The organism is Corallococcus interemptor, from assembly GCF_003668875.1.
GTDB classification, from domain to species: Bacteria; Myxococcota; Myxococcia; order Myxococcales; family Myxococcaceae; genus Corallococcus; species Corallococcus interemptor.
Map to the genome: position 1 here is coordinate 44,703 of NZ_RAWM01000007.1, position 24,152 is coordinate 68,854.

General features: G+C 69.6%; 26 protein-coding genes. 13 read left to right on the forward strand and 13 right to left on the reverse strand.

The window, feature by feature from the left end; all coding sequences use genetic code 11:
• Window positions 1-166 precede the first annotated feature (166 nt).
• The 4 genes from D7X96_RS04295 (at window position 167) to queD (ending at window position 1,777) form a co-directional block, all read left to right on the forward strand.
• Entirely contained in the window at window positions 167-733 is a 567-nt protein-coding gene (locus tag D7X96_RS04295; RefSeq protein WP_120547491.1) for a hypothetical protein, read from the forward strand.
• 63 nt (window positions 734-796) lie between these two features.
• On the forward strand, window positions 797-1,114 hold the full coding sequence (locus D7X96_RS04300; protein WP_120547490.1) for an ArsR/SmtB family transcription factor: 318 nt from the start codon (window positions 797-799) through the stop codon (window positions 1,112-1,114).
• Window positions 1,111-1,317: an SRPBCC family protein gene (locus D7X96_RS04305; RefSeq protein ID WP_121769057.1), complete on the forward strand. Its 207-nt coding sequence runs from the start codon at window positions 1,111-1,113 to the stop codon at window positions 1,315-1,317. The genes D7X96_RS04300 and D7X96_RS04305 overlap by 4 nt, the downstream gene beginning before the upstream one ends.
• 61 nt (window positions 1,318-1,378) lie before the next feature.
• Entirely contained in the window at window positions 1,379-1,777 is a 399-nt protein-coding gene (gene queD / locus D7X96_RS04310) for a 6-carboxytetrahydropterin synthase QueD (protein ID WP_120547488.1), read from the forward strand.
• A gap of 8 nt (window positions 1,778-1,785) precedes the next feature.
• Here the strand turns inward: queD and D7X96_RS04315 are convergent, their stop codons facing one another.
• Genes D7X96_RS04315 through D7X96_RS04325 form a run of 3 tightly spaced genes read right to left on the reverse strand, consistent with a single transcriptional unit; the run spans window position 1,786 to window position 4,636 of the window.
• On the reverse strand, window positions 1,786-2,487 hold the full coding sequence (locus tag D7X96_RS04315) for an SDR family NAD(P)-dependent oxidoreductase (RefSeq protein WP_121769058.1): 702 nt from the start codon (window positions 2,485-2,487) through the stop codon (window positions 1,786-1,788).
• Window positions 2,480-2,980, reverse strand: a complete 501-nt coding sequence (locus D7X96_RS04320) for a 6-pyruvoyl trahydropterin synthase family protein (protein WP_121769059.1) — start codon at window positions 2,978-2,980, stop codon at window positions 2,480-2,482. Before D7X96_RS04320 ends, D7X96_RS04315 begins: the two co-directional genes overlap by 8 nt.
• A 39-nt stretch (window positions 2,981-3,019) precedes the next feature.
• On the reverse strand, window positions 3,020-4,636 hold the full coding sequence (locus D7X96_RS04325) for an NADP-dependent glyceraldehyde-3-phosphate dehydrogenase (RefSeq protein WP_121722410.1): 1,617 nt from the start codon (window positions 4,634-4,636) through the stop codon (window positions 3,020-3,022).
• Between the two features lie 143 nt (window positions 4,637-4,779).
• Here D7X96_RS04325 and D7X96_RS04330 point away from each other — a divergent pair, with 143 nt between their 5' ends.
• Genes D7X96_RS04330 through D7X96_RS04350 form a run of 5 tightly spaced genes read left to right on the forward strand, consistent with a single transcriptional unit; the run spans window position 4,780 to window position 10,700 of the window.
• On the forward strand, window positions 4,780-7,011 hold the full coding sequence (locus D7X96_RS04330; RefSeq protein WP_502260778.1) for a YfbK domain-containing protein: 2,232 nt from the start codon (window positions 4,780-4,782) through the stop codon (window positions 7,009-7,011).
• A gap of 12 nt (window positions 7,012-7,023) precedes the next feature.
• Window positions 7,024-8,856 carry a sensor histidine kinase gene (locus D7X96_RS04335; RefSeq protein ID WP_121769060.1) on the forward strand — a complete coding sequence of 611 codons (1,833 nt, stop codon included), beginning with the start codon at window positions 7,024-7,026 and terminating at the stop codon, window positions 8,854-8,856.
• Complete coding sequence (locus tag D7X96_RS04340; protein ID WP_120547483.1) at window positions 8,853-9,554, forward strand: response regulator transcription factor; 702 nt, start codon at window positions 8,853-8,855, stop codon at window positions 9,552-9,554. The genes D7X96_RS04335 and D7X96_RS04340 overlap by 4 nt, the downstream gene beginning before the upstream one ends.
• Complete coding sequence (locus D7X96_RS04345) at window positions 9,551-9,913, forward strand: carboxypeptidase-like regulatory domain-containing protein (RefSeq protein ID WP_120547482.1); 363 nt, start codon at window positions 9,551-9,553, stop codon at window positions 9,911-9,913. The genes D7X96_RS04340 and D7X96_RS04345 overlap by 4 nt, the downstream gene beginning before the upstream one ends.
• Before the next feature lie 40 nt (window positions 9,914-9,953).
• On the forward strand, window positions 9,954-10,700 hold the full coding sequence (locus D7X96_RS04350; RefSeq protein ID WP_121769061.1) for a type 1 glutamine amidotransferase domain-containing protein: 747 nt from the start codon (window positions 9,954-9,956) through the stop codon (window positions 10,698-10,700).
• 9 nt (window positions 10,701-10,709) lie between these two features.
• Here the strand turns inward: D7X96_RS04350 and D7X96_RS04355 are convergent, their stop codons facing one another.
• Window positions 10,710-11,579, reverse strand: a complete 870-nt coding sequence (locus D7X96_RS04355; protein ID WP_121722407.1) for a hypothetical protein — start codon at window positions 11,577-11,579, stop codon at window positions 10,710-10,712.
• 249 nt (window positions 11,580-11,828) lie between these two features.
• Between D7X96_RS04355 and D7X96_RS04360 the strand changes: the two genes are divergently transcribed.
• Window positions 11,829-13,040: a glycoside hydrolase family 19 protein gene (locus D7X96_RS04360; RefSeq protein ID WP_121769062.1), complete on the forward strand. Its 1,212-nt coding sequence runs from the start codon at window positions 11,829-11,831 to the stop codon at window positions 13,038-13,040.
• Here D7X96_RS04360 and D7X96_RS04365 read toward each other — a convergent pair.
• The 6 genes from D7X96_RS04365 to D7X96_RS04390 all read right to left on the reverse strand — a co-directional run bounded on the left by D7X96_RS04365 (window position 13,037) and on the right by D7X96_RS04390 (window position 18,007).
• Window positions 13,037-14,119 (reverse strand): hypothetical protein, encoded by a 1,083-nt coding sequence (locus tag D7X96_RS04365; protein ID WP_147468224.1) that lies wholly within the window; start codon window positions 14,117-14,119, stop codon window positions 13,037-13,039. The genes D7X96_RS04360 and D7X96_RS04365 overlap by 4 nt on opposite strands.
• A 44-nt stretch (window positions 14,120-14,163) precedes the next feature.
• Window positions 14,164-14,574, reverse strand: a complete 411-nt coding sequence (locus D7X96_RS04370; RefSeq protein WP_121769063.1) for a hypothetical protein — start codon at window positions 14,572-14,574, stop codon at window positions 14,164-14,166.
• A gap of 3 nt (window positions 14,575-14,577) precedes the next feature.
• Window positions 14,578-16,164, reverse strand: a complete 1,587-nt coding sequence (locus tag D7X96_RS40385; RefSeq protein WP_208647265.1) for a hypothetical protein — start codon at window positions 16,162-16,164, stop codon at window positions 14,578-14,580.
• A gap of 98 nt (window positions 16,165-16,262) precedes the next feature.
• Complete coding sequence (locus tag D7X96_RS04380) at window positions 16,263-16,655, reverse strand: VOC family protein (RefSeq protein WP_120547476.1); 393 nt, start codon at window positions 16,653-16,655, stop codon at window positions 16,263-16,265.
• A 32-nt stretch (window positions 16,656-16,687) separates the two neighbouring features.
• Window positions 16,688-17,242 (reverse strand): DNA-3-methyladenine glycosylase I, encoded by a 555-nt coding sequence (locus D7X96_RS04385; protein WP_120547475.1) that lies wholly within the window; start codon window positions 17,240-17,242, stop codon window positions 16,688-16,690.
• A gap of 60 nt (window positions 17,243-17,302) precedes the next feature.
• Window positions 17,303-18,007, reverse strand: coding sequence for a class I SAM-dependent methyltransferase (locus tag D7X96_RS04390; RefSeq protein WP_120547474.1), 705 nt, complete (start codon window positions 18,005-18,007; stop codon window positions 17,303-17,305).
• A 106-nt stretch (window positions 18,008-18,113) separates the two neighbouring features.
• Here D7X96_RS04390 and D7X96_RS04395 point away from each other — a divergent pair, with 106 nt between their 5' ends.
• Entirely contained in the window at window positions 18,114-19,769 is a 1,656-nt protein-coding gene (locus D7X96_RS04395; protein ID WP_121722404.1) for an FAD-binding dehydrogenase, read from the forward strand.
• Between the two features lie 3 nt (window positions 19,770-19,772).
• Here D7X96_RS04395 and D7X96_RS04400 read toward each other — a convergent pair whose 3' ends face one another.
• Window positions 19,773-20,222, reverse strand: a complete 450-nt coding sequence (locus D7X96_RS04400; protein ID WP_120547472.1) for a GFA family protein — start codon at window positions 20,220-20,222, stop codon at window positions 19,773-19,775.
• A 147-nt stretch (window positions 20,223-20,369) separates the two neighbouring features.
• Here D7X96_RS04400 and D7X96_RS04405 point away from each other — a divergent pair, with 147 nt between their 5' ends.
• The gene (locus D7X96_RS04405) at window positions 20,370-22,304 is read left to right on the forward strand and encodes a S9 family peptidase (RefSeq protein WP_121769064.1); all 1,935 of its coding nucleotides are present in this window, start codon (window positions 20,370-20,372) and stop codon (window positions 22,302-22,304) included.
• A 13-nt stretch (window positions 22,305-22,317) separates the two neighbouring features.
• On the opposite strand, the gene D7X96_RS04410 is transcribed toward D7X96_RS04405, so the two are convergent.
• Both D7X96_RS04410 and D7X96_RS04415 read right to left on the reverse strand, forming a co-directional pair.
• Complete coding sequence (locus D7X96_RS04410) at window positions 22,318-22,815, reverse strand: MarR family winged helix-turn-helix transcriptional regulator (protein WP_120547470.1); 498 nt, start codon at window positions 22,813-22,815, stop codon at window positions 22,318-22,320.
• 42 nt (window positions 22,816-22,857) lie between these two features.
• Window positions 22,858-23,829, reverse strand: coding sequence for a quinone oxidoreductase family protein (locus tag D7X96_RS04415; RefSeq protein ID WP_121769065.1), 972 nt, complete (start codon window positions 23,827-23,829; stop codon window positions 22,858-22,860).
• Window positions 23,830-23,913: 84 nt separating this feature from the next.
• Between D7X96_RS04415 and D7X96_RS39880 the strand changes: the two genes are divergently transcribed.
• The gene (locus tag D7X96_RS39880) at window positions 23,914-24,072 is read left to right on the forward strand and encodes a hypothetical protein (RefSeq protein ID WP_158626548.1); all 159 of its coding nucleotides are present in this window, start codon (window positions 23,914-23,916) and stop codon (window positions 24,070-24,072) included.
• Window positions 24,073-24,152: the final 80 nt, after the last annotated feature.

Below are 24,152 nucleotides of genomic sequence, written 5' to 3' on the forward strand. Positions count from 1 at the left end.
CGTGCGCCAGGAACCCACGACCGCCCCGGTGAGCCCCTGGGGTTCAATTCCACCCCTTCCGAGCACTTCAGGACTACCCGGTAAGCCGTGGACACTGCATTCACGGCCGTGCTGAGCTTGGCGCAAAGGCAGACATCCCCGCCCGCTCCCCCGAGACGCCCGGCCCATGTCCTTCTTCGAAGTGCTCTCACCGGTCCCCCAGAAGATGGACATGGGGGGAAACCTCCCCCTGCGCTTCCACACGCGTCCGCTGGCGGGCCAGGTCGTGTGGCCGCTGCTGTCCTTCGTGCTGTTCGTCGTGATTCCCCTGGCCTACGCGCTGGACCAGGGCCTGTCCCCGGCCCGGCTGCGCGAGGAGTGGATGCTGCCCCTGGTGGTGGTGCTCGGCGGCTTCGTGTCCGTGACGTTCATCCTGCGGTGTGTCCGCACGCGGCTGGAGGTGGTGGTCACGGCCTCGGAGGTCTCCCTGCGCGGCGGCGGCGCCCTGAGCGCGTTCACCTGGAGCGAGCCGTTGGAGCACTACGTGGGGCTCGACTGCGAGCGGCGCCACCACCCGGACTGGATTGGCGCGCAGGACGAGTACGGCATCGCGCTGACGCACCACAAGGACCCGGACCGCAACGTCGTCGTGCACTGGGGCCGGGACTCCCGCCGCTTCGAGGACCGGCTCGCGCGCTACGCCCAGCTCCTGCGCCTCCCCGTCCGCCGGGAGCAGCGCGCCGCCCGCCGCTAGACGCGTCGGAGATTTCCGACGCCTCTTGATGTGTCGGAAGTTTCCGACGTATCAATCCGGGCCATGTCCGAACCGGATGTGTTCGCGGCGCTCTCCAATCCGGTGCGCCGGGAAATCCTGCTGCAGCTGCGCAAGGGGCCGCGCGCGGTGAACGACCTGGCGAGCGGCTTCAACCTGGGCCGGCCCGCCGTCTCCGAACACCTCCAGGTGCTTCGCAAGGCGAAGCTCGTCCGCGAGGAGCCGCGCGGCCGCGAGCGCTACTACCACCTGGATCCGCGTCCACTGTCGGAGGTGGACGACTGGCTCAAGGCCTTCACGCACTACGGGAAGCAGCGGCTTGCCGCGCTCGAGGACGTGCTCGACGAGGAGTCCCGAAAATGAATCCCCCCGCCGTCATCCAGCTGGACCACGTGTATGCCCATCCGCCCGCCGCCGTGTGGAAGGCTTTGACGACCCCGGAGCTCCACGCGAAGTGGTGGGCCGCGGGCGACGTGCGGCCCGTCGTGGGCCGCCGCGCCTTCGAGGGGATGAAGCCGGGCTGGCCGGGCGTGCTCGCACGGCTGGGAGCCGCACTCGGCGTCTGAGTGCCCGCCCGCCGAGACGAGCCGTGGACGCACGGGGGGAACGCGGATACAAGGCCGCCGAATGGAGGCCGTCCCCGTGAAGAAGCCCACCCTCGTCACCGAAATCTCGAAGGAGTTCACCTTCGAGGCCGCGCACCGCCTGCCCAACGTTCCGGAAGGGCACAAGTGCTCGCGGGTGCACGGCCACAGCTACCGCATTGAAATCACCCTCCGCGGCCCCGTGCACCCGCACTTCGGCTGGATCGTGGACTTCGCGGAGCTGAACGCCGCCTGGCAGCCGCTGCACGCCCAGCTGGACCACCGGCTGCTCAACGACGTCCCGGGCCTGGAGAACCCCACGAGCGAGCTCTTGGCCGCGTGGCTCTTCGAGCGCGTGAACGTGCCCGGCACCACCGTCGCGCGCATCCGCGTGGCGGAGACGTGCACGTCGTCGTGCACCGTCTACGCGCAGGAAGGCTGAAGCAGGCGCTAGCGCTCGATCTGTCCCAGGTTGGCGTGGATGACCGCGCCATTCAGGACGGGGGTGGTGGCGCAGAGGTAGAGCACGTTGGCGATCTCCTCCGGGGTAATCAGCCGCCCGAAGGTCGTCATCCCCGCCACGCTCGCGCGGACGGCGGGGTCGGCTCCCAGGTGCTCGCGGAGCATCTCCGTGTCGGTGAAGCCCGGGCAGACGGCGGCGGTGTGCACCTGCGTCCCCGCCAGGTCCTGGCAGGTGGCCCGCATCATCCCGATGAGCGCGTGCTTGGTCGTCACGTAGGACGCCACGCCCTTCACGGCCTTCTCCCCCAGCGTGGACGCCACGTAGAGCAGGGACGAGCCGTCCGTGAGCAGCGGCCGCGCCAGGCGGTTGAGCACCAGCGGCGCCACGACGTTGACCTCCAGCACGCGGCGCAGGTGGTCCGCGTCCATGGTCAGCGCGTCGTCATGTTCGTAGAGGGCGGCGTTGTGGATGACGCTCAGGCGGCCCTGTCCGGCGCCGTCGCGCAGCGCCTTCTCCACCGCGGGCTCCCAGCCCGGCACGGCCAGGTCCACCGGGACGTTCACGACGTCCGGCACGATGCACGGGCTTCGCGACACGTTGATGACGCGCCAGCCCTCCTTGCGGAACCGCTCCGCCGCCGCCCGGCCAATGCCCCGGCTGGCGCCGGTGATGAGGACCTGATCAGACATCGCGTTTCCACTCCCAGGAGGCCCACTGGCCGGGGCCCGAAGCGCACTTCACCACCAGCCCGGTGATGTGGTCGCGGGCCATGGCGCTGCCGTCGCCCACCAGCTCCTCGCCGAAGACGCGCGCCAGCTCCTCCAGCGACACGTTGGCCACCGGCAGCACCGTGACGTCGCGCTGGAGGAAGCGCAGCTCCTCGCCGTTGAAGTGCGCCACGTGGTTGCCCTTTTCGTCCCGCTCCAGCCGCAGGTGCTTGGAGTGGCCGGGCAGGAAGAACGTCTCGTTCCAGGCCTTGCAGCGGGCGATGATGGCCTGCTTGAGCGGACCGTAGTCCGAAAGCAGGCCGTCGTCGGACACCTCCCCCGTCAGCGCGACGTAGACGGAGAAGTTGTGCCCATGCAGGTTCTCGCGGTGCGTGGCGGAGAAGATGGTGAAGTGCCCCGCGGAGAACTTCATCTCTTCCTTGTGCAGCTCGAGGGTCGTGGTGCGCGGCGCCATGGGATGGCCCAGGGCATACCACCCGGGGCCAAGGCGGGACTAGAAGAGGAAGTCCGTGGTGAGGAAATCCGACTCTCTGCGGGTCAGGATGGATTGGACGAGCGCCGTGTTGTCCGCCGTCGTCTTCGTCGCCACCAGCGTGCGGATGGAGAACACCCGCAGCGCGTCCGCCACGGACAGCGTCCCCTCCGCGGAGTCCTTGCGGCCGTTGAACGGGAACGTGTCCGGCCCGCGCTGGCACTGGCAGTTGAGGTTGATGCGGCCCACCTGGTTGGAGAACGCGTCGATGAACCGCCCGATGCGCGCCGAGTCCTTCCCGAACAGGCTCAGCTGCTGGCCGAACGGCGAGTCCACCACCAGCTGGATGGCCTCCGCGTCGTCGTCGAAGACCATCACCGGCACCACCGGGCCGAACTGCTCCTCGGTGGCCAGCCGCATCTCGCGCGTCACCGGGTACACCACCGTGGGTGAATAGAACGACTTGGACGCCTGCCCGCCCGTCGCGTTCACCACGCGCGCGCCCTTCCCCACCGCGTCGTCCACCAGCCCCTGGAGGTAGGTCCCCTTGCCCGGCTCCGGCAGCGGCGTGACGGCGACGCCCGGGTCCCAGGGCATGCCGGGCTTGAGCGTGTCCACGGCGGCGGTGAACTTCGCGAGGAACGCGTCCACGACCTTCCGGTGCACCACCAGGAGCTTCAGCGCCGTGCACCGCTGGCCGTTGAAGGACAGCGTGCCGGTGATGCACTCCTTCACGGCGTTATCCAGGTCCGCGTCCTCCAGGATGATGGCCGGGTTCTTCGCGTCCAGGCCCAGCACGGACTTGAGCCGGTGCGGACGCGGGTGCATGCGCTTCAATTCGCTGGCGCCCTTGTTGGTGCCGATGAACGCGAACAGGTCCACCTGCCCGCTCTCCATCAGCGCGCCCACGGTCTCCCGGCCCCGGCCGTAGATGATGTTGATGACGCCGGGCGGGAAGCAGTCCCGGAACGCCTCCAAGAGAGGCCGCACCAGCAGCACGCCGAACTTCGCCGGCTTGAACACCACGGTGTTGCCCATCAGCAGCGCGGGGAAGAGCGTGCTGAAGGTCTCGTTGAGCGGGTAGTTGTACGGCCCCATGCACAGGGCCACGCCCATGGGCGCGCGGCGGATCTGCGCCATGATGCCCTGGTCCTGCACGAAGCGGGACGACGTGCGGTCCAGCTCCTTCAGCGCGCGGATGGTCTCCACGATGAGGTCCACCGTGCGGTCGAACTCCTTCTCCGAGTCCGGCTGCGTCTTGCCAATCTCCCACATGAGCAGGTTCACCACGGCGGTGCGCTGGGCGCGCATGGCGGTGAGGAAGCGCTCCACGTGCTCGATGCGCTCGGCGACCTTGAGCCCAGGCCAGACGCCCCGGCCGGAGTCGTAGGCCTTCACCGCAGCCGCCAGTGCGTCCAGCGACTCGCGCGAGGTGAGCAGCGGGGTGGCGCCGATGACCTTCTGCTTCAGCCCTTCCGGGGTCCGGACGAACACGGGGCTTAGTACCGGATTCAGCTCACCGGCCCAGGTGCGCAGCTCGCCGCCCACCAGGTACTCGCGCTGCTCCAGGTACGCGGGCAGCCGCACGCCGGGGGGAATCTGCTCTTCGGAGGGAAAGAGGGTGTCGAGTGCCGTCATGGACGGCCTTTCTAATGGGACACCCGGCCCCCGGCACGATTTCCCGCCATGATGAAACCATGATGAGGAGACGAGCCCGCCGTGCGGTTCGATGCGGGGCGCATCTGGATGATGGCTCCACCCTGATGCGCGAGAGGTGGTTCATGCTGAAGTCCCTCCTGAGAAGCACGCTGCCGCTGTTCCTGATGATGTCCGCCGCGCCCGTGGGAGCCCAGCCCGACGCGGGCACAGCCGCCACGAGCGTCATCATCGGCACGGTGATTGACGTCGAGACCAAGAAGCCCGTGGGGGACGTGGTCGTCATCGCGAGGTCGCCGAGCATGGAAGGCGAACAGGTCGTCGTCACGGACGCCCAGGGGAACTACCGCATCCCTCAGCTTCCCGCCGGCACGTACGTCTTGCGGTTCGAAAAGGAGGATTTCAAGCCTTACGCCCATGAGATCCAGTTGCTCCCCAATCGCACCCTCCGCGTGAACGCGGAATTGCGGCCGGATCCCTTCCCACAGGTGGAGACCATCATCGGTGCGCCGCCCACCATCGACGTGGGCTCGTCGAACATGGGCGTCAACGTGGACCAGGAGTTCGTCAAGCGCATCGCGGTGGCGCGCCCGGTGGGCAAGGGCGGTGCAAAGCGTGAGTTCGAGTCTCTGGCCGAGGTCGCTCCGAGCGCCAGGTCCGACCAGTACGGCGTGTCCATCAACGGCGCGACCTCACCCGAGAACGGCTACGTGGTGGACGGCCTGTCCACGAACGACCCGGCCTTCGGCGTCAACAGCAGCCCGCTCGACAAGAACGACCGCGCGCGTGCTCCGTCCTGGGCCCTGCCGTACATGCACATCGTCGTCCCGGACGGCACGCCGCAGACGACGTACCGCGCGCCCCAGGCCTCTGCGGTCCCCACGCCGCAGCCCGCGCCGGAGCGCACCGTGGCCCCGCAGGGCCAGCGCTTCTTCGACATGTACTTCAAGGGTTACGGCGTGAACCCCACCGTGGACACGGAGGAGGAGCGGTTCTCCACCTTCTCCGTGGACACGGACACGGCGTCGTACACGCTGACGCGCGCCTACCTGGAGCGCGGCGCGCTGCCGGATGAACAGGCCGTGCGCGTGGAGGAGTTCGTCAACACCTTCGACTACGACTACGCCAACGCTCCGGACGCGCCGTTCAGCGTGAACGTGGAGGGCTTCCCCTCCCCCGCGCGCAAGGGCTACCAGGTGGTGCACATCGGCGTGAAGGCGCGCGACGTGAGCCGAGCGGAGCGCAAGCCGGGGCACCTGGTCTTCGTCATCGACGTGTCCGGCTCCATGGATATGGAGAACCGGCTGGGCCTGGTGAAGCGCTCGCTGCGCCTGCTGGTGGACGCGCTGGATGAGCGCGACTGGGTGTCCATCGTCGTCTACGGCACCACCGCCCATCAGGTGCTGGCCCCCACCAACGCCACGCAGAAGGCCGCCATCCTGAGCGCCATCGACAGCGTCCAGTCGGAAGGCTCCACCAACGCGCAGGCCGGCATGGAGCTGGGCTACGCGCTGGCCGCGAGCCACATGATCAAGGGCGGCATCAACCGCATCATCCTCTGCTCGGACGGCGTGGCGAACAACGGCATCGTCGAAGCGGACGGCATCTGGCAGCGCGTGAAGGAGCAGGCGGCGGCAGGCATCACCCTGTCCACCGTGGGCTTCGGCATGGGCAACTACAACGACGTGCTCATGGAGCGGCTGGCCCAGGTGGGTGAAGGCAACTACTCCTACGTGGACAAGCTGGAGGAGGCCCGCCGCATCTTCGTGCAGAACCTCACCGGCACGCTCCAGGTCGTGGCCAAGGACGTGAAGCTCCAGGTGGAGTTCGACCGCAAGACGGTGTCCCGCTACCGCCTCATCGGCTACGAGAACCGGCTGCTCACCAAGCAGCAGTTCAACGACGACCGCGTGGACGCGGGTGAAGTGGGCGCGGGCCACGCCGTCACCGCCCTGTACGAAGTGAAGCTGCGCGACCCGTCGCAGACGAACTTCGGCACGCTGCGCATCCGCTACAAGGCCCCGGAGGGCGGCAGCTCGAAGCTCATCGAGAAGGCCATGCCCGTGACGCTCCTGCGTCCCGCGTATGAGAAGGCCGCCTCCCCCACCCGCCTGTCCTACGTCGCCGCGGCGTTCGCGGAGAAGCTGCGCGGCTCCTACTGGGCGCGCCCGCTCACCTACGACGCGCTCGTATCGCTCTGGGAGGAGTTGGGCACGCCGCTGAAGGCGCGCAAGGACGTGGCGGAACTGGGCGACCTCATCCGGCTGGCGAAGAAGCTGGACCGCCGCGAGGACCGCTTCGAGTCCATCGCGCCGGTCCGCACCATGGACGCCGACCGCGTCCCGACCATCAAGTAGGAACGGATCCGGATGCCGCGCAGGCTGCTGCCCACCCTCGTCGCCCTCGTGCTCGGCCTCGCCGGGCTCGGGGTTGGCCTGGGCTATCTCCACCGCATCTTCGCCGCGGAACGCGAGGACGCGCGGGCCTCGCTCCGCTCCCGGCGCGAGGCCCTGGAGCAGTACGCCCGCGCGTCGTTGGGACAGGCGCTGCGCGAAGGCCTGGAGGGTGCGCGCGGCACGCTGGCGGCGGCGAAGGAGGATCCGCTCGTGGCCACGCCGGGGCTGTACCTGCGGGAACAGGGGGAGCAGGTCCTGCCCCGGCTGGCGCAGTTCGACACGGCCGGGGACGCGCCCGCGAAGGAGCGCTACGCCAGGCTGCGCGCGGGCACCGAGGTCGCGGACGAGGACGAGGGTCCGTGGAGCGAGCGGCTGGAGCGGATGGCACTGGTGGAGCAGGCGCTGAAGGCGAAGGACCGCAAGGCCACGCTGCTGTCGTTGATGGCGCTGCTCCAGCACCGCGCCCGCTTCGTGCTCGCGTCCACGCGGGACCTTCCGTCCTTGCTGGTGGTGCTGGAGGACGTGGCGGCGCGAGGCGATGTGGTGCCGGACCTGATGCGCGGACTGGTGCGCGACGGGCTCCTGGATGGGCAGGGCGGCGGGCGGCTGGAGGGATTGCAGCGGCTGTTGTTGCTCAAGCGCTCACGCTTCACGCCGGAGGACTTCGAGTTCCTGCGGGAGAAGGTGTCGGCGCTCTCCGCGCGAGTGGGCGTGCCGGTGGGGGACTTCGAGGCGCGGGCGCGCGAGCTGGCCACGACGCCGCTGCCGCTCCCGGAGGCCGTGCGCGAGCCGCTGCTGGTCAGGTCCGGCTGGTACCTGGAACCGCTCCAGGGGGCGGACGTGCGCGGACTGGCGCTGGACCTGCCCGGGCTGCTGGCGGGGCTCACCCGTGAGATGCGCGAGCGCGGCCTGCTGGAGTCGGACGGGCGCGTGGCCCTGCCGGGAGACGCGCCGGTGATGACGCTGGCGTCGCTGCCCGTGGCGGTGGAGTCGTCCGCGTGGGCTCGGGGCGAAGATGCGCTGGAGAGCCGCTACCGGCTCAAGACGCTGATGCTGGCGCTGTGCGCGGCGCTGGCGCTCGTCATCGCGGCGTTGGCCTTCGTGGCGCAGCAGCGCAAGTACCGTTTCCTGGAGCTGAAGAGCGACTTCGTGGCCACGGTGTCGCACGAACTGCGCACGCCGCTGGCGTCCATCCGGCTGCTCGCGGAGACGCTGGAGTGGCGGGTGGCGGAGGGCGCGGACGCGAAGGACTACCCCTCGCGCATCATCCGCGAGGCGGACGGGCTAGGCTTCCTGGTGGAGAACCTGTTGTCGTTCAACCGCATCGACAAGGGGCGCTGGGCGCCGAAGCTCGCGCCGGTGCGGCTGGATGAGCTGGTCTCCCACCTGCGCCGGGACCTGGAGTCCAGCGCGCCGGTGCCGGTGGAGCTGACCGCGGACGTGGACGCGCGCGAACTGAACGCGGACGCGCAGCTCTTGCGGCTCCTCCTGGCGAACCTGGCGCGCAACGCGTGCGCGTACAACACCCGCAGCCCCGTGCGGCTGCACGTCCAGACGCTGTCCGGAGGGCGCGTGCATTTCACGGACAACGGCACCGGCATCCCCAAGCCCGAGTGGGAGCGCGTCTTCGGAGAGTTCTACCGGCTGTCCGGCCGCGACGGCCGCGAGGTGCCCGGCAGCGGGCTGGGGCTCGCGCTGTGCCGGCGCATCGCAAGGCTTCATGGAGGCACGCTGCGCGTGGCGGACTCCAGCCCCGAAGGCACGACCTTCGAACTGACCCTTCCCGAGTACCGGAGCACCGCATGACCACCGCCGCCCCCACCGTCCTCGTCGTGGAGGACGACCCGAACCTGCGGCTCGCGCTGCGGGACAACCTGGAGCACCAGGGTGGCTACGCCGTGGAGGAGGCCGCCACGGTGAAGGAGGCGCGCGAGCACCTGTCCCGCCGCGACTTCCAGCTCATCCTCCTGGACGTGATGCTGCCGGACGGAGACGGCTACGCGCTCTGCCGCTCGCTGCGCGAGGAGGGCATGGGCGTGCCGGTGCTGATGCTCACCGCGCGCACGCTGGAGGAGGACGTGGTGCGCGGCTTCGAGTCCGGCGCGCAGGACTACCTGGGCAAGCCCTACCGGCTGCGCGAGCTGCTGGCCCGCGTGGGCGCGCACCTGAAGCGCGGCGGGGGTGTCGCTCCGGCGAAGCTGCTGCGCTTCGCGGGCTACAGCGTGGACCTGGACCGGCGGCGCGTGGAGTCACCGGAGGGCGCGGAGGTGGAGCTGACGCGCAAGGAGTTCGACCTGCTGGCCTTCTTCGTGAAGGAGCGCGAGCGGGCGCTCAAGCGCGACGAAATCCTGGACGCCGTATGGGGCACGGACGTGGTGGTGGATCCGCACACCGTGGACAACTTCGTCTCCAGCCTGAAGCGCAAGCTCAAGTGGACCAGCGCGTCCCGCTTCTCCATCCAGACCGTGCGAGGAGTAGGCTACCGGATGGAGATCGAACGATGAGATTCCTTGTCCTGCCGTGCCTCGCGTTGTTGCTGGCCTCCGCCCCCACGAGCGCCCGGTCCGATAGCGCCATCTTCGGCACCGTCATCGACGTCGGCACCCGGAAGCCCATCCCGGACATGGTCGTCACCGCGGCCTCCCCTTCCCTCCAGGGAGAAGAGGTCGTGGTCACGGACCTCCAGGGGAACTTCCGCATCCCGAACCTGCGGCCGGGGCAATACACGCTGCGCTTCGAGCGGCTGTACTACCACCCGTATTCGCGCACGGATCTCCAGCTCCAGGCGGGACATTCCCTCCGGGTGCACGCCGAAGTGGTTCCGGACCCGAACCAGCCCGACATGGGATGCGGCCCCATGTAGCCCGCTTGTCAGCCCCGAGGCCCCGGGAAACACTCCCCGAATGGCCTCCGCCCGCCGCGTCCTCGTCCCGCTGCCTGACCACGACTTCGACGTCACCGAAGTGGCCGTGCCCTGGCGCATGCTCACCGACGCGGGGCACGAAGTGGTGTTCGCCACGGAGAAGGGCCACATGCCCGCGGCGGATCCGCTGCTGCTCACCGGCGTGCTCTTCGGACAGCTGGGCGCGGACCCGGAGCCCAGGCGCTTCTACGGCGACCTCACGCTGACGCAGGCCTTCCAGAAGCCGCTCACCTGGGACGCGGTGAAGCCGTCGGACTTCGACGCGCTCCTGCTCGCCGGAGGCCACGCGCCGGGCATGCGGCAGTACCTGGGCAGCGGACTGCTCCAGTCGAAGGTGGCGGCGTTCTGGGCGCTCCAGCGGCCCGTGGCGGCCATCTGCCACGGCGTGCTGGTGCTGGCGCGCACGAAGGACCCCGCCACCGGGAGGAGCGTGCTCCACGGCATGCGCACCACGTGCCTGCCCAAGTACATGGAGCGCTCCGCGTACCTGCTCACGGCGTGGAAGCTGGGGCGCTACTACCGCACCTATCCCGCCTACGTGGAGGAGGAGGTCGCCGCCGCGCTCGCGGACCCGGGCCACTTCGAGCGCGGCCCGCGCGTCCTGTCCAAGCGCGGCACCGCGACGGACCACACGCCCGCCTTCGTCGTGGAGGACGGGCGCTACGTGTCCGCGCGGTGGCCGGGGGACGCGTACCTCTTCACGGAGCGCTTCCTGAAGAGGCTGTGAAGCGGTGGCTCAGGACTCGTCGCCGCTGCTGTCGGACATGTAGCCGCCGACCTTGTCGAACTGTGTCGGCTTCTCCGGCGGCTTGGTCTGCTTCGTGCCGTCGTAGTTGACCGTGCGGCGCATGTACGTCGGATTGTCCGCCATGGGGAACGTGGGCGTCTTCCCCGTGAAGGCCTGCTCCAGGCTGATCTCCCCGGCCTGCACCATGCGCAGCGTCGCGCGGCCCGCCTTGCCGGAGCCGCCCACGCGCATGGGCTCGGACACATTCATGATGGCCAGGAGCTTGGCGGCGGCGTTCTTGGACTTGTTGTCCGTGAGGTGCTGGGGGTCCTTGCCCTCCAGGCCGTTGAGCAGGTCGGTGGCGATCTCCTTGTCGCTCTTGCCCCCGGCCTTCAACGCCGTCACCAGGTCCGAGTACTTGTGCCCCACCGGCTGGTTTCCGTAGTCCTTCTTCGCCTGGGTGGTGATCTTGAAGGCCGGGTCCTGCGTGGGGAACTTGCTCGCGTTCACCGGGCCAAAGGGTGTGTCCACCCGCTGCTTGCCGTCCGTCTTCGGGTTCATCTTCTGGAAGCCCTGCGAGGTGCCCACGAAGCCGCTGCGGCCGTCCGCCGAGCCCACCGCGTCCGCGGACGACTGACGGCGCTCCTCGCGAATCTTCGCCCGCTTCAGCCGCGCCTCCGTCGTGTTGTCCTTGAGGTCCGTCTTCGCCAGCTTGTTCGGCTCCGACGACGACGCCTCGTCCAGCGGGCGCTTCTTGCTGGTGCTCGCGGTGCTCGAGGAGGGCGTGGAGACGCTGTTCGGCGCCTTGGGGGTGGTGGAAGGCGGCGACTTCGGCACCGACGGCGCCTTGAAGCTGGAACCACCAATCGACTTGGGCATGAGGGGCCTCCTGGGGGAACAGGGGAACGAACCAGGGCCGCAGTCTAACCAGGGCCGGACCCGCACGCCCGGTGTCCTCCCCTTCCCTGTTCACTCCGGGCTCTTTCGGATTCCCTGGATTGACTGGATACCTCGGACAATGGCATGACGCCAGGGACTTTGTTCTCTTGAAAAACAAAGTTGGCCTGAGAGGTTTTATTTGCCTCTTGGGAGTTCCTTCACCTGCTGGCGGTACCCAAGGGAGACGTCATGAGCCACAAGGGGATGATCCGCGGTCTGTCGTTGCTGGGAGCCATGGGCGCGCTGGCCGGCTGTTCCGGGCCGGAGGCCGGAGGAGACGCGCCAGACACGCTGAGCCAGGTGGAGAGCGCCGCCGTCGTGTCGACCATCACGGAGGGCGACTACGTCATCCGCTCCGTGCGGACGAACAAGTGCATCGACGTGGCGTCCTCCAGCACGGCGGACGGCGCGAAGGTGCAGCAGTGGGACTGCAACGGCACCAACGCGCAGAAGTTCCACATCTCGCCCACGTCGGGCGGGTTCTGGAAGATCATCAACGTCAACAGCGGCAAGGCCCTGGACATCCAGGGGGTCAGCACCGCGGAGAACGCCGTCCTCCACCAGTGGACCTACGTGGACGGCGCCAACCAGCAGTTCCAGTTCATCAACCGGGGCGGCACGCAGTTCAGCTTCCACCCGCGCCACACCGGCATGGCCATGGACCTGTCGTGGGGCTCGTTCGACAACGGGACGCAAATCGTCCAGTACCCGTATTACGCGGACCGCGACAACCAGCGCTGGACGTTCGACAAGGTCTCCGGCGGCGGGAGCGGCGGCACGGGCTTCGGGGCCATCCTCACCCGCGACATGTTCAACACCATGTTCCCCGGCCGCAACGGCTTCTACACCTACGACGCGCTCATCGCCGCCGCGGCCACCTTCCCCAGCGTGGGGACCACGGGCGACACGGACACGCGCAAGCGCGAGGTGGCCGCGTTCCTGGCCAACGTGTCGCACGAGACGGGCGGGCTCGTGTACATCGAGGAGATCAACAAGGGCGACTACTGCGACACGTCGTGGGGCCCTCCGGGGTGCAGCTGCGCCCCGGGCAAGCGGTACTTCGGGCGCGGCCCCATGCAGCTGTCGTGGAACGGTAACTACTGCGCGGCGGGCAACGCGCTGGGCCTGCCGCTCCAGGCGAACCCGGACCTGCTGGCCCAGGACGCGAACGCCGCGTGGCGCACGGGCTTCTGGTTCTGGACCACGCAGAATGGCGCGGGCTCCATGACGGCCCACAACGCCATCGTCAACAACGCGGGCTTCGGTGAGACCATCCGCACCATCAACGGGTCGGTGGAGTGCTACGGCCGTAACCCCGGCCAGGTGCAGAGCCGCATCGACAACTACCTGCGGTTCTGTTCCATGCTCGGCGTGAGCCCCGGCGGCAACCTGGGCTGCTAGGGAATCTGCCCCAGCAGTTCGTAGAGGGCCTCGCGCGTCAGCCCCACCGCGTCGCGGGCCACCGTCTCCAGCATCCCCCTCGCGCGCCCCAGCCGCGAGGGGTCCGCCTCCTCCAGCGCGGCGACCGCGGCCTCCTGGAGCTCGCGCGACGCGGCCGGTCCCAGCTGTCCCTTCAACAGGAACAGCGCCTCCGCCGCCGGAGCACCGGAGCGCACCAGGGCCACGGCGGAGCGGGCCGCGACGTGGGCGCTCTCATCCCGCAGGTGCTCGCGCAGGGCCGCGATGGCCTCGGGCGACAGCGGGCCGCTCAACCCCAGGAGCGACGCGGCCTCCTGACGGATGGGCGCCTCTGGCGCGGTCAGCGTGCGCAGCAGCGCGGACTCTAAATCCGGCAACGCGGGCACGGGCCGCGCCTCGCCCTGCAGTTCATCAAACAGGCCCCGCAGGGACACCAGCGCCAGGTAGAGGCGCGCGCCCTCCGACCCGCGCACCTGCTCCAGCAGCCGGGGCGCGGTGAGCTCCGGGGCCAGCGGGGCCAGCGCCGCCAGGGACTCCAGCGCGGAGAGGGCCACGGGCTCCTCGTCCTCCAGGAGCTTCAACAGCCGGGGCAGCTCCGCGGCCGCGGCGGTGCCCAGCCGGCCCACCACGCGCGCCATGGCGCCGCGGACCGAGGCACGCGGATGCTCGAACATCGCCCCCAGCGCGGCCAGCCGGGAGGGGTCCACGCGGCACACCACGGTGAGCACGCCCGCCGCGTTCTCCAGCGCGGGAGACTCGGCCTCCAGCCGCGCCAGCACCGCGAGCACGCGCTGGACGGCGAGCCCGGCGAGGCCCGGCTGCGGCGGCCACCAGCTGCGCTGCAACAGGAACAGCAGCGGCTCCGCGACCGCGGTCCCGGGCCGCCCCAGCTCTTCCAGGAGCGCCCGCGCGGTCCGCTCCCGCGACTCCGGCGCCCCGGACACCAGCAACTCCTCCAGCGCCGACAGCGCCTCCTCGCGAGCACCCGCGTCCCGCGAGGAGAGCCTGCCCCACCAGTCCTCCACCGTGCGAACACGGCCCCTGTTGCGCTCCGAAGACATGGCCCCAGGCTAGCGCAACGCCCCCGGAGCACAGGGACTTCACGCTACGGGGAGGCCTCCGAGACGTGGCCCTGCGGGTCCACGTCGAAGTGGAGTGCACCCCGGTTCTTGCCCACCACGTACAGGGCGTAGCGGCCCCCGGGTTGGAGCTCCCGGGGACCGTCCAGCACGGTGAAGCCGGGTGGCGCCTCGCCGTACGTCAACGAGGCCACGCTGGCCATGTCGCCGTAGGGCTCCGCCCGCAGCTGCCAGTACATCTCCCCCGCGCGGTCCAGCACCTGGACCGTGGTGTAGCGGGGGCGATCCGCGTGCTCTGGATCCTCCACGGTGAAGCGCGGAGCAGGCAGCTGCCGCGCGCCCTCCACCAGGGACACCTGGAGGACCGGACGGCACGCGGTGAGCAGCAGGAGCAGGACCCAGGCCCACCCCAGGCTGGCGAGGCGCGACGAGCGCATGGCCTACGGCGCCCCTTCGCCGGCCCGGACCTGGGCGATGGCCGCTTGAATCTGCGCCGTGTAGTCCTTGCCGTTGAAGTGGAAGCCGCCGGCGGGGTTGGCGAAGTAGCCCGCGAGCTGGGCCTGCTGGAGGAACTCCGCTTGCTGCTCGGGGTTGAGCTCCTTCCACGACTTGCCCGCGTCCAGGCCCTTCTCGAAGTCGTAGCCGTCCCCGATGTGCTGGGCCACCAGGGCCTCGCTCATGTAGTCCGTGCCACCGTTCTGGTGCTGCCAGACGTGCGCCGACTCGTGCACCAGCAGGTCCGGCGTCAGGGGCATGTTCTCCGGCGGGATGTAGATGGTGTTGCCGTGGGTGAACGCGCGGCCGGTGGTGCTGAAGAGGCCGGACTTGCCCTCCTTGATGCGCATCTGCGAGTAGTCGATGGAGTCCCCGTAGACGCTCTTCAGCGTGGCGATCTCACTGCTGGACAGCTTGCGCCCGGGCGGCTCCAGGCCCACCAGCGTCTGGATGGCGCTCAGGGCCCGTCCGCCCATCATCAGGAGGGCATCCACGGGCGTCTGCACCACGGCCTTCAGCAGGCCCAGCCCCATCTGCTTGAAGCCTTCACCGAACTTGCCCTGGAACAGCTTGCCGATGCCGCCGAAGAAGGTCCCTATCCCTTCGCCCACGTTGCGGACCGCGCCCACCACGGTGCTGATGGCGCCGGTGACCAGGCCGCGGATGCCGTCGCCCGCGCGGTTGGCCACGTTCTTCACGCCGCTCCAGACGGTCTTCGCCGCGCCGCCCACCCAGCTCGCCGCGCTGGAGACCGCGCCGCCCACGGCCTTCGCCGCGCCCGTGACGGTGTTGCCCACCCAGTTCGCCGCGCTGGAGACCGCTCCACCCACGGCCTTCGCCGCGCCCGTGACGGCGTTGCCCACGGCCTTGGCCGCGTCACCCAGGGCCTTGAAGGGGTTCCAGAACTCGACCTCCTTCGTCTTGCCGTCCACGACGATGGTGCCCTTGTCGTTCTCCGCGCGGATGTCCGCCACCTGCTTCGGGGTCAGCTTCTCCCCGGACAGGATGCGGCGGAACAGCTCGCCCTCGTCGCCCTGCGTGTCCTCGGTGTTGAGCTTCGTGTCCAGGTGGTGGCCCGCCTCCTCCACGTAGGTGGAGGCCGCCAGCGACGGATCCAGCGACTCATTGATGAGCACCGTGCCGGATTCCGCGTCGTAGGCGCCGTTGGCCCCGCCCAGCGTCTCCGCGGACACCGTGCGCACCGGCGGCAGCCAGCCGAAGTCGCCCTTCAGCGCCTGCTGCCGGAACTGCTCGGCCTTGGCGGCGTCATAGCCCTCGCCGTAGACCGTCCGCATCGTCTCGTGGAACTTCTGCTTGTCGGACGCCATCGCGCCGAACTCGCGCTTGAACGTGGACTGCACGTCCGGCTGCTTGGAGACGAACGCGCTCTGCTCGGAGAAGCCCGCCCGGCGAGTCGCCACCTCCGGCGCACGCGCCGGCGTCCCCTGCGCGGTGTTGCTGCGTGCCGTGCCCGCCGCCAGCCCCTTGCGAGGCTCCTGCGGCGGAATCCTGGGTTGAATCCGCATCGTCATCACATCCCCCTGTGTGAAGCATGAACAGACAGGACACAGTGTATAAGCCGTGTCCGACATGGGATGACATACGACGAACGGCCGATATCCCGGGCCGGCTACATCATCTGCGCCATCTGGATGAGATTGCCGCAGGTGTCCTCGAACACGGCGACGGTGACGGGGCCCATGGCGGTGGGCGGAGTCTTGAACGTCACGCCCAGCTTCACCATGCGGTCATGTTCCGCCTGACAGTCATCCACGCCGAACGACGCCGCCGGGATGCCCGCGTCGAACAGCGCCTTCTGGTACACGCGCGCGGGCGGGAAGCCCAGGGGCTCCAGCAAAATCTGCGTGCCCTCCAGCGCGTCCGGAGCGACGACGGTCAGCCAGCGCTCCCCGCCCGCGCCCACCGGGACGTCCACCTTCAGCACGAAGCCCAGGACCTCCGTGTAGAACTTCAGGGCCCGGGCCTGGTCATTCACCATCACGCTCATCACGCTGATCCGCATTCCGTGTCTCCTGGGTGTTTCGTTGTCTTGCTTCACCGGTGCCGGAAGCAGTCCACGGTGTGGTCATCCACGATGCCCGTGGCCTGCATCCATGCATAGACGATGACCGGCCCCACGAACTTGAAGCCGCGCTGCTTGAAGGCCTTGGAGTACGCCTCCGACAGTTCCGTCTTCGCTGGCACTTCGCCCCGGCTCTTCCACGCGTTGCGAATGGGCTTGCCGCCCGCCATGCCCCAGACGAACGAGGAGAAGTCCTCGCCCGCCTCCTGCATCATCAAATAGGCGCGCGCGTTGCCGATGGTGGCTTCAATCTTCGCGCGCGCCCGGACGATGCCCTCGTCCGCCATCAGGCGCGTGACGTCCTTCTCCGTGAAGCGCGCCACCACCTTCGGGTCGAAGCCCTTGAACGCCTTCCGGAAGGCCTCGCGCTTGCGCAGGATGACAATCCACGCGAGCCCCGCCTGGAAGCCCTCCAGCATCAGCATCTCCCAGAGCGCGCGGCTGTCGCGCACCGGCACGCCCCACTCCTCGTCGTGGTAGGTCTGGTAGAGCGGATCCGTCCCCACCCAAAAGCACCGCTGCCGCATCCCGAGCCTCCTGGTTCACGGCAGGGCTACCACGGCGCCTGAACAGGCGGCCAGTCCCGTTCAACGGGGCCGCGTCAGCAGCGCGAACAGCCCGTCGCTCCACCACCGTCCGCGCAGGCCCGGCACGAAGCGCTGCCAGTACACGCTGCTGCGGGGGATGCGTCCGGGCAGCGGATAGTCGAAGTCGATGGACTGGAAGCCCGCCTCCACGGCCATGCGCCGCGCGTCCAGCTCCGTGATGGGCGTGATGTGTCCGGAGTCCCGGTAGTCCTGCTCGCAGAACGCCGGGAAGTAGCCCCGGACCAGGAAGGACAGCCGCGCCGTCAGGCTGTCGTTGTTGGGCGTGGTGAAGAACAGGTGGCCTCCGGGCTTGAGCACGCGGAAGGCCTCCTTCACGAAGTGGCGCGGGTTGGCCAGGTGCTCCAGCACTTCAATGGCGAACACCCAGTCCACCGACCCATCGCCCCACGGCAGCGCGTCCCGGGACACGTCCCGCTGCTGGAACTCCACGCCCGGCAGGCGGCTGGCGCCCGCGTCGTGGATGTCCGTGCTGAGGATGCGCTCGATGGCGGGGTTCTGTTGCAGCCGGCGGATCCACCCGCCGCTGCCCGAGCCCACGTCGAGCACCACGCCGAAGGCCCGCTGCCCCGCCACGCTCCAGGCCGCGTCCCGCAGCGGCTCCGGTGACAGCCCGTCCTGACGCTGCGCGTAGGCGGCGGCGTCATGGCCCAGCGGCCCCGCGTTGCCCTTCACATCTGAATCCATGGGCGGGAGTCTACCCCCGGGAGCGGTGGGTTGCGCAGGTGATGGACCGTCTGCAATCCGCGCGAATCGCTATCATCCGCGCGCCAGGTGCTACCGGGAGGCACGCATGGGACAGCAAGTGGATGTCATCGTCGTGGGCGGAGGGCTCGCCGGACTCGTCGCCGCCACGGAGCTCGCGGATGCGGGCAAGCGCGTCGCCGTGGTGGACCAGGAGGGGCCGCAGAACCTGGGCGGCCAGGCGTTCTGGTCGTTCGGAGGCCTGTTCCTCGTGGACTCGCCCGAGCAGCGGCGCATGGGCATCAAGGACTCGCACGAGCTCGCGATGGAGGACTGGCTGGGCACCGCGGCCTTCGACCGCGAGGAGGACCACTGGCCGCGCAAGTGGGCGGAGGCCTTCGTCGCCTTCGCCGCGGGCGAGATGCGCCCCTGGCTCGTCCAGCAGGGCATGAGCTGGTTCCCGGTGGTGGGCTGGGCGGAGCGCGGCGGCTACGGCGCCGTGGGCCACGGCAACTCCGTCCCCCGCTTCCACGTCACCTGGGGCACCGGCCCCGGCGTGCTGGAGCCCTTCGTGCGCCGGGCGAAGGCGGCCGAGGCCAAGGGCACCCTCACCTTCCACTTCCGCCACCGCGTGGACGAACTGCTCACGCAGGACGGCGCGGTGGTGGGCGTGCGCGGCATGTTGCTGGAGCCCACGGAGGTCCCCCGGGGCGCCAGCAGCTCGCGCGTGACGGTGGGTGACTTCGAGCTGCGCGCGGGCGCGGTCATCGTCACGTCCGGCGGCATTGGCGGCAACCACGAGCTGGTGCGCAAGGCGTGGCCCCAGCGCATGGGCCCCGCGCCGAAGTTCATGATTCAAGGCGTGCCGGACCACGTGGACGGCCGGATGATCGCCATCACGGAGGCCGCGGGCGGGCGCCTCATCAACCGCGACCGCATGTGGCACTACACGGAGGGCCTGCGGAACTGGAACCCCATCTGGCCCCGCCATGGCATCCGCATCCTGCCGGGCCCCAGCTCGCTGTGGCTGGACGCCACCGGCAAGCGCCTGCCGCCGCCGCTGTTCCCCGGCTTCGACACGCTGGGCACGCTGGAGCACATCGTAAAGACGGGCCACGAGCACACCTGGTTCATCCTCAACCAGTGGATCATCAAGAAGGAGTTCGCGCTCTCCGGCTCGGAGCAGAACCCGGACCTGACGGGCAAGGACTGGCTGGGCGTGCTCAACCGCGCCGTGGGCAAGAAGGCCATGGGCCCGGTGGAGGCCTTCAAGGAGAAGGGCGAGGACTTCGTCATCTCCAACAACCTGCGCGACCTGGTCGCCGGGATGAACGCGAAGACGCCAGAGCCGCTGCTGGACTTCGCCACGGTGGAGCGCGAGGTGAAGGCCCGCGACCTCCAGATGGACAACCCGTTCAGCAAGGACCTGCAGCTGGCCGCCATCCGCCAGGCGCGCAACTACCGGGGTGACAAGCTGGTGCGCACCGCGAAGCCGCACCGCATCCTGGACCCCAAGGCGGGGCCGCTCATCGGCGTGAAGCTGAACATCCTCACGCGCAAGACGCTGGGCGGCTTCGAGACGGACCTCCAGGGCCGCGTCTTCAACGCCCAGGGGAAGACCATCCCCGGGCTCTACGCGGCGGGCGAGGTGGCCGGCTTCGGAGGCGGTGGCGTCCACGGCTACCGCGCCCTGGAAGGCACGTTCCTGGGCGGCTGCATCTTCTCCGGCCGCGCCGCGGGCCGTGCCGCGGCGGGGAGCCTCTAGGCCCTAGGCGGCGGCCTGGAAGGGCCACGGCGTGGGGCGCGGCCCGGCCGCCCAGTTGTCGTGCCGGCCGTCCCAGTACCCGAAGGTGAGCAGCGACGGATCCACGTCATCCAGCGTGTTGACGTAGATGGACACGAACTTGCCGCCCAGCTCCGGGACGTCGCCGTCGCCGTAGCACACCACCCCGCAGCGGCCGCAGAAGCTGCGGGTGTTGGGGCTGCCGTCGCGCCCGTACTTCTTGAGGGCGTCCTGGCCCTTCAAGAGGCGGAAGGCGTCCGGCTTCATGCCCACGCCGCCGCCGTAGCCGTACTTCATGCAGATGGTGCAGTTGCAGCGCGTGACGCCGGCCAGGTCCACGGTGGCCTCGTAACGCACGGCGCCACACAGGCAGCCGCCCGCGTAGGTGTGCAGGCCGCGCAGGGGAAGGGTCTTCGACAGGTCGTTCTGGGTCATGACGGAATCTCCGGGTGCCGCGTCGAGGGAACGCAATCAATCTGCCCCCGGCTCGTGACAGCCTTCTGTCAGGTTTGTCGCCGGCCTCTGTTGAACCCGGCGGGGCCTGGCCCAGAGTTCCCCCGTCCGCCGCCTTCCGGAGGCCCCATGCCCGTGTGGAAGTCCCTGTCCCGAGTCCTTGCCCCCGCCCTGCTCCTGCCACTCCTGGGGGCCGCGCCGCCCGCGTCCAGGCCTACCCCGGCCGCCCGGCCGTCGAAGCAGTACACGGTGGAGCAGTTCATGGGGTCCACGGAGGTGATGGCCCCGGTCTTCACCTCGGACGGCAAGCAGCTGCTCTTCTCGTCGAACGCGACCGGCATCTTCAACGTCCACAGCGTGCCGGTGGGCGGAGGCAAGCCCACCGCGCTGACGCGCTCGAAGACGGACGCCATCCGGGTGGTGGGGGCCTTCCCGCGCGACAACCGCCTCCTCTTCGAGCGCGACAAGGGGGGCGATGAGCAGACGCACATCTACGTGCGCACGCCGGACGGCAAGGAGAAGGACCTCACGCCCATGAAGAAGGGCGTCGCCCACTTCCTGGGCTTCAGCAAGGACGACAGCGCGTTCTACATCACCACCAACGAGCGCGACCCGGGCGCCATGGACGTGTACCGCCTTGACGCGAAGACGTACGCGCGCACGCTCCTGGCCCGGAACGACAAGGGGTTCGGCGTCGCGGGCGTGGCGCCGGACGAAAGCTGGGTGGCGCTGGAGGAGGCGGTCACCACGTCGGACGGCAATGTGTGGCGCTACGACGTCGCGACCCAGACGCTGAAGAACCTCACGCCGCACACGGGCGTGGCCAGCTACCGCGTGGGGGACATCCACCCCGTCACCGGGGAGCTGTACCTCATCACGGACGACGGCACGGAGTTCGCCCGCGTGGTGCGCCCGGCGAAGGAGGCCGGCAAGTGGGAGGACGTGGAGAAGGCGGACTGGGACATCATCGCCACGGAGTTCTCTCATTCGGGTGCGTTCCGCGTCTCCCTCATCAACGTGAACGCCGGCATCGAGGTGCGCCTGCACGACGAGAAGGCCGGGACGCAGGTTCCGCTGACGCAGCTGCCCGCCGGGATGATCTCCGAGGCCATCTTCTCCCGTGACGAGAAGCAGCTGGCGGTCCTCCTGGAGACGGACCGCTCTTCGGCGAACCTCTACGTCCAGGACCTGGCCACGAAGAAGACCACGCGCGTGACGGACACGATGAGCCGCGAGCTCGACTCCGAGGACCTGGTGGAGGCACAGGTGGTGACCTTCAAGTCCTTTGACGGGATGGAGATCCCCAACCTGCTCTTCAAGCCGCACCAGGCCACGGCACAGAACAAGGCGCCCGCCATCGTCTACGTGCACGGCGGTCCGGGCGGAGAGACGACCCGGGGCTACAACAACTTCGTCCAGTACCTGGTGAACCACGGCTACGTGGTGCTGGGCATCAACAACCGGGGCAGCGCGGGCTACGGCAAGACGTTCTTCAAGGCGGACGACCAGAAGCACGGCAAGGACCCGCTGCGCGACTGCGTGGAGGCGCGCAAGTACCTGGCCAGCCTGCCGTACGTGGACGGCTCGCGCGTGGCCATCATGGGCGGCAGCTACGGCGGCTACATGGTGCTGGCGGCGCTCGCCTTCCACCCGGACGCCTTCGACGTGGGCGTGGACGTCTTCGGCGTGTCCAACTGGCTGCGCACGCTCAAGAGCATGCCGCCCGAGTGGGGCGCCTTCCGTCAGGCCATGTTCCAGGAGATTGGCGACCCGGAGAAGCAGGAGGCGATGCTCAAGGAGATCTCCCCCCTCTTCCACACGGAGCGCATCAAGAAGCCGCTGTTCGTCGTGCAGGGCGCCAACGACCCGCGCGTCCTCCAGGTGGAGTCGGACGAAATCGTGGCGGCGGTGAAGAAGAACGGCGTCCCGGTGGAGTACCTGCTGCTCCCCGACGAGGGCCACGGCTTCAAGAAGAAGAAGAACGAGGCGCAGGTGGACCGGCGCACCCTGGAGTTCCTGGACCGCTACCTGAAGCCCGCCCCCGCCAGCGCCCCCAAGCTCTGAGGGCGGTCAGCCCTCAACGGCGGCGACGGGAGGGAGCCCTGGAATCAGCAGGGCCCGCCGTCGCCGCGGTGGCTTCGCCCCACTGCGTCCGCGCGACCGTGGCCAGCAGGTCGCGCAGCGCGGAGGCCTGGGTGTCGCCCACGGCGCGCTCGAAGTCCGCCTGGGCGCGCAGCCACAGCGGCCGGGCCTTGCGGTAGGCGGCCTGCCCTTCCGGAGTGATGGCGATGGCGCGCTGACGCCGGTCCGTGCGGCCCACCTCCAGCACCACGAAGCCGTCCTTCAAGAGGGGCCGGAGGTTGTGGGTGAGCGTGGACGGGTCCATCACCAGCTGTTCCGCCAGCGCGTTCACCGTCAGCGGGCCCTGGGACTGGACGTGGTGGAGGATGGAGTACTGCGTCGTCCGGAGGCCGCTGGGCGCGAGCACCTGATCATAGAACTGCGTGACGTGGCGGCTGGCCTGCCGCAGCGCCAGGCAGTTGCAGAGGGTGCGCTGAAGGTCGTCCGAGGACATCGCTGCCGGGAAGTATACGTGGGCGCACCCGCGCCGCGCGGGTCAGTCCCCGGCGACCAGCACGACCTTGCCCACCGTGCCGCGGCCCTCCAGCTGACGGTGGGCCTCTTCCGCGCGGGACAGCGGCAGACTCAGGCCCACCACGAGGCGAAGGCGCTTCGCCACGACCTCCGCCAGCAGCGCCTCGCGCGCCTTGCGCTGCACCTCCGGGGGCGTGGGGGTGTGCAGCCAGTAGGCGCTCACGGTGAGCGACTTCGCGTAGAGGGACTCCACCTCCACGTGCGGCGGATGGCCGCTGGCGTTGCCGTAGCTCACCAGGTGACCGAAGGGCGCCAGCGCGTCCAGGCTGGCCTGCCACGTGCTCGCGCCCACCGAGTCCAGCACGCGCTCCACGCCGCGCCCGCCCGTCAGCTCACGCACGCTCGCCGCGACGTCCTCCCGGTCGTAGCGGATGACGTCGTCCGCGCCCACGTCCCGCGCGAGCTTCGCCTTCGCCTCGCCCGACACCGTGCCAATGACCCGCGCGCCCGCCGCCTTCGCGAGCTGCACCGCCAGCAGCCCCACGCCTCCGGCCGCCGCGTGGATGAGCACCGTCTGCCCTGCCTCCACGCGCCCCACGGTGTGCACCACGTGGTACGCCGTCAGCCCCTGCACCAGCAGCGCGGCGGCCTCCTCGAAGGACACCTCTGGCGGCAGCACCAACAGCTGCTCCACGGGTGCGAGCGCCGCCTCCGCGTAGGCCTGCTTCGTCAGGGCGACCACGCGGCGTCCCACCCAGGATGCGTCCACGCCGGGCCCCACCGCGCGCACCACGCCGGCGGCCTCGCTGCCCAGGATGCGCGGCAGGGGCACCTGGGCGTCGTACAGCCCGCGGCGGCGCTCGGTGTCCGCGAAGTTCACGCCCGCGGCATGGACTCGCAGGAGGACCTGGCCTGGCCCGGGCACGGGCTCCGGCGCGTCCTCCCAACGGAGGACCTCCGGCCCGCCCAGCTGGTGGTAGCGGATGGCTTTCATGCGCGGAGTCCTAACGTCCAGCCTGCTTGCTTGTCAGGACTGAATTTCCGCCCACGTCGCTTCGGAGCGAAAGGAGCGGTCCCGATGCGCCAGGCGACGAAGCAGTCCCCGATGAACCTCAAGCACCAGAACCCTTCCAGTCACGGCATCGACGCGGCCTCGCGTCCCAGCCCGGTGACCGCTCCTTCCACGTGCCGCTGGCGGGGCTTCGCGTCCCTTCGCCTCGCCCTGCCCGGCTCCTGAAGGCGTCACGCCCCGTCCCTGACGTGGCTTGCCCCTGGAGGCCGGGCTCCCGACACGGGAACCCGGCCTTCTTCACGTCC

Coding starts and splice junctions, on each gene's coding strand:
- D7X96_RS04350 (WP_121769061.1), top strand. CDS start 9,954: ATGGCCTCCGCCCGCCGCGTCCTCGTCCCGCTGCCTGACCACGACTTC.
- D7X96_RS04320 (WP_121769059.1), bottom strand. CDS start 2,980: ATGGCGCCGCGCACCACGACCCTCGAGCTGCACAAGGAAGAGATGAAG.
- D7X96_RS04415 (WP_121769065.1), bottom strand. CDS start 23,829: ATGAAAGCCATCCGCTACCACCAGCTGGGCGGGCCGGAGGTCCTCCGT.
- D7X96_RS04410 (WP_120547470.1), bottom strand. CDS start 22,815: ATGTCCTCGGACGACCTTCAGCGCACCCTCTGCAACTGCCTGGCGCTG.
- D7X96_RS04305 (WP_121769057.1), top strand. CDS start 1,111: ATGAATCCCCCCGCCGTCATCCAGCTGGACCACGTGTATGCCCATCCG.
- D7X96_RS04355 (WP_121722407.1), bottom strand. CDS start 11,579: ATGCCCAAGTCGATTGGTGGTTCCAGCTTCAAGGCGCCGTCGGTGCCG.
- D7X96_RS40385 (WP_208647265.1), bottom strand. CDS start 16,164: ATGACGATGCGGATTCAACCCAGGATTCCGCCGCAGGAGCCTCGCAAG.
- D7X96_RS04300 (WP_120547490.1), top strand. CDS start 797: ATGTCCGAACCGGATGTGTTCGCGGCGCTCTCCAATCCGGTGCGCCGG.
- D7X96_RS04315 (WP_121769058.1), bottom strand. CDS start 2,487: ATGTCTGATCAGGTCCTCATCACCGGCGCCAGCCGGGGCATTGGCCGG.
- D7X96_RS04380 (WP_120547476.1), bottom strand. CDS start 16,655: ATGCGGATCAGCGTGATGAGCGTGATGGTGAATGACCAGGCCCGGGCC.
- D7X96_RS04360 (WP_121769062.1), top strand. CDS start 11,829: ATGAGCCACAAGGGGATGATCCGCGGTCTGTCGTTGCTGGGAGCCATG.
- D7X96_RS04325 (WP_121722410.1), bottom strand. CDS start 4,636: ATGACGGCACTCGACACCCTCTTTCCCTCCGAAGAGCAGATTCCCCCC.
- D7X96_RS04405 (WP_121769064.1), top strand. CDS start 20,370: ATGCCCGTGTGGAAGTCCCTGTCCCGAGTCCTTGCCCCCGCCCTGCTC.
- D7X96_RS04295 (WP_120547491.1), top strand. CDS start 167: ATGTCCTTCTTCGAAGTGCTCTCACCGGTCCCCCAGAAGATGGACATG.
- D7X96_RS04365 (WP_147468224.1), bottom strand. CDS start 14,119: ATGTCTTCGGAGCGCAACAGGGGCCGTGTTCGCACGGTGGAGGACTGG.
- D7X96_RS04390 (WP_120547474.1), bottom strand. CDS start 18,007: ATGGATTCAGATGTGAAGGGCAACGCGGGGCCGCTGGGCCATGACGCC.
- D7X96_RS04395 (WP_121722404.1), top strand. CDS start 18,114: ATGGGACAGCAAGTGGATGTCATCGTCGTGGGCGGAGGGCTCGCCGGA.
- queD (WP_120547488.1), top strand. CDS start 1,379: ATGGAGGCCGTCCCCGTGAAGAAGCCCACCCTCGTCACCGAAATCTCG.
- D7X96_RS04370 (WP_121769063.1), bottom strand. CDS start 14,574: ATGCGCTCGTCGCGCCTCGCCAGCCTGGGGTGGGCCTGGGTCCTGCTC.
- D7X96_RS04400 (WP_120547472.1), bottom strand. CDS start 20,222: ATGACCCAGAACGACCTGTCGAAGACCCTTCCCCTGCGCGGCCTGCAC.
- D7X96_RS04335 (WP_121769060.1), top strand. CDS start 7,024: ATGCCGCGCAGGCTGCTGCCCACCCTCGTCGCCCTCGTGCTCGGCCTC.
- D7X96_RS39880 (WP_158626548.1), top strand. CDS start 23,914: ATGCGCCAGGCGACGAAGCAGTCCCCGATGAACCTCAAGCACCAGAAC.
- D7X96_RS04330 (WP_502260778.1), top strand. CDS start 4,780: ATGCTGAAGTCCCTCCTGAGAAGCACGCTGCCGCTGTTCCTGATGATG.
- D7X96_RS04340 (WP_120547483.1), top strand. CDS start 8,853: ATGACCACCGCCGCCCCCACCGTCCTCGTCGTGGAGGACGACCCGAAC.
- D7X96_RS04385 (WP_120547475.1), bottom strand. CDS start 17,242: ATGCGGCAGCGGTGCTTTTGGGTGGGGACGGATCCGCTCTACCAGACC.
- D7X96_RS04345 (WP_120547482.1), top strand. CDS start 9,551: ATGAGATTCCTTGTCCTGCCGTGCCTCGCGTTGTTGCTGGCCTCCGCC.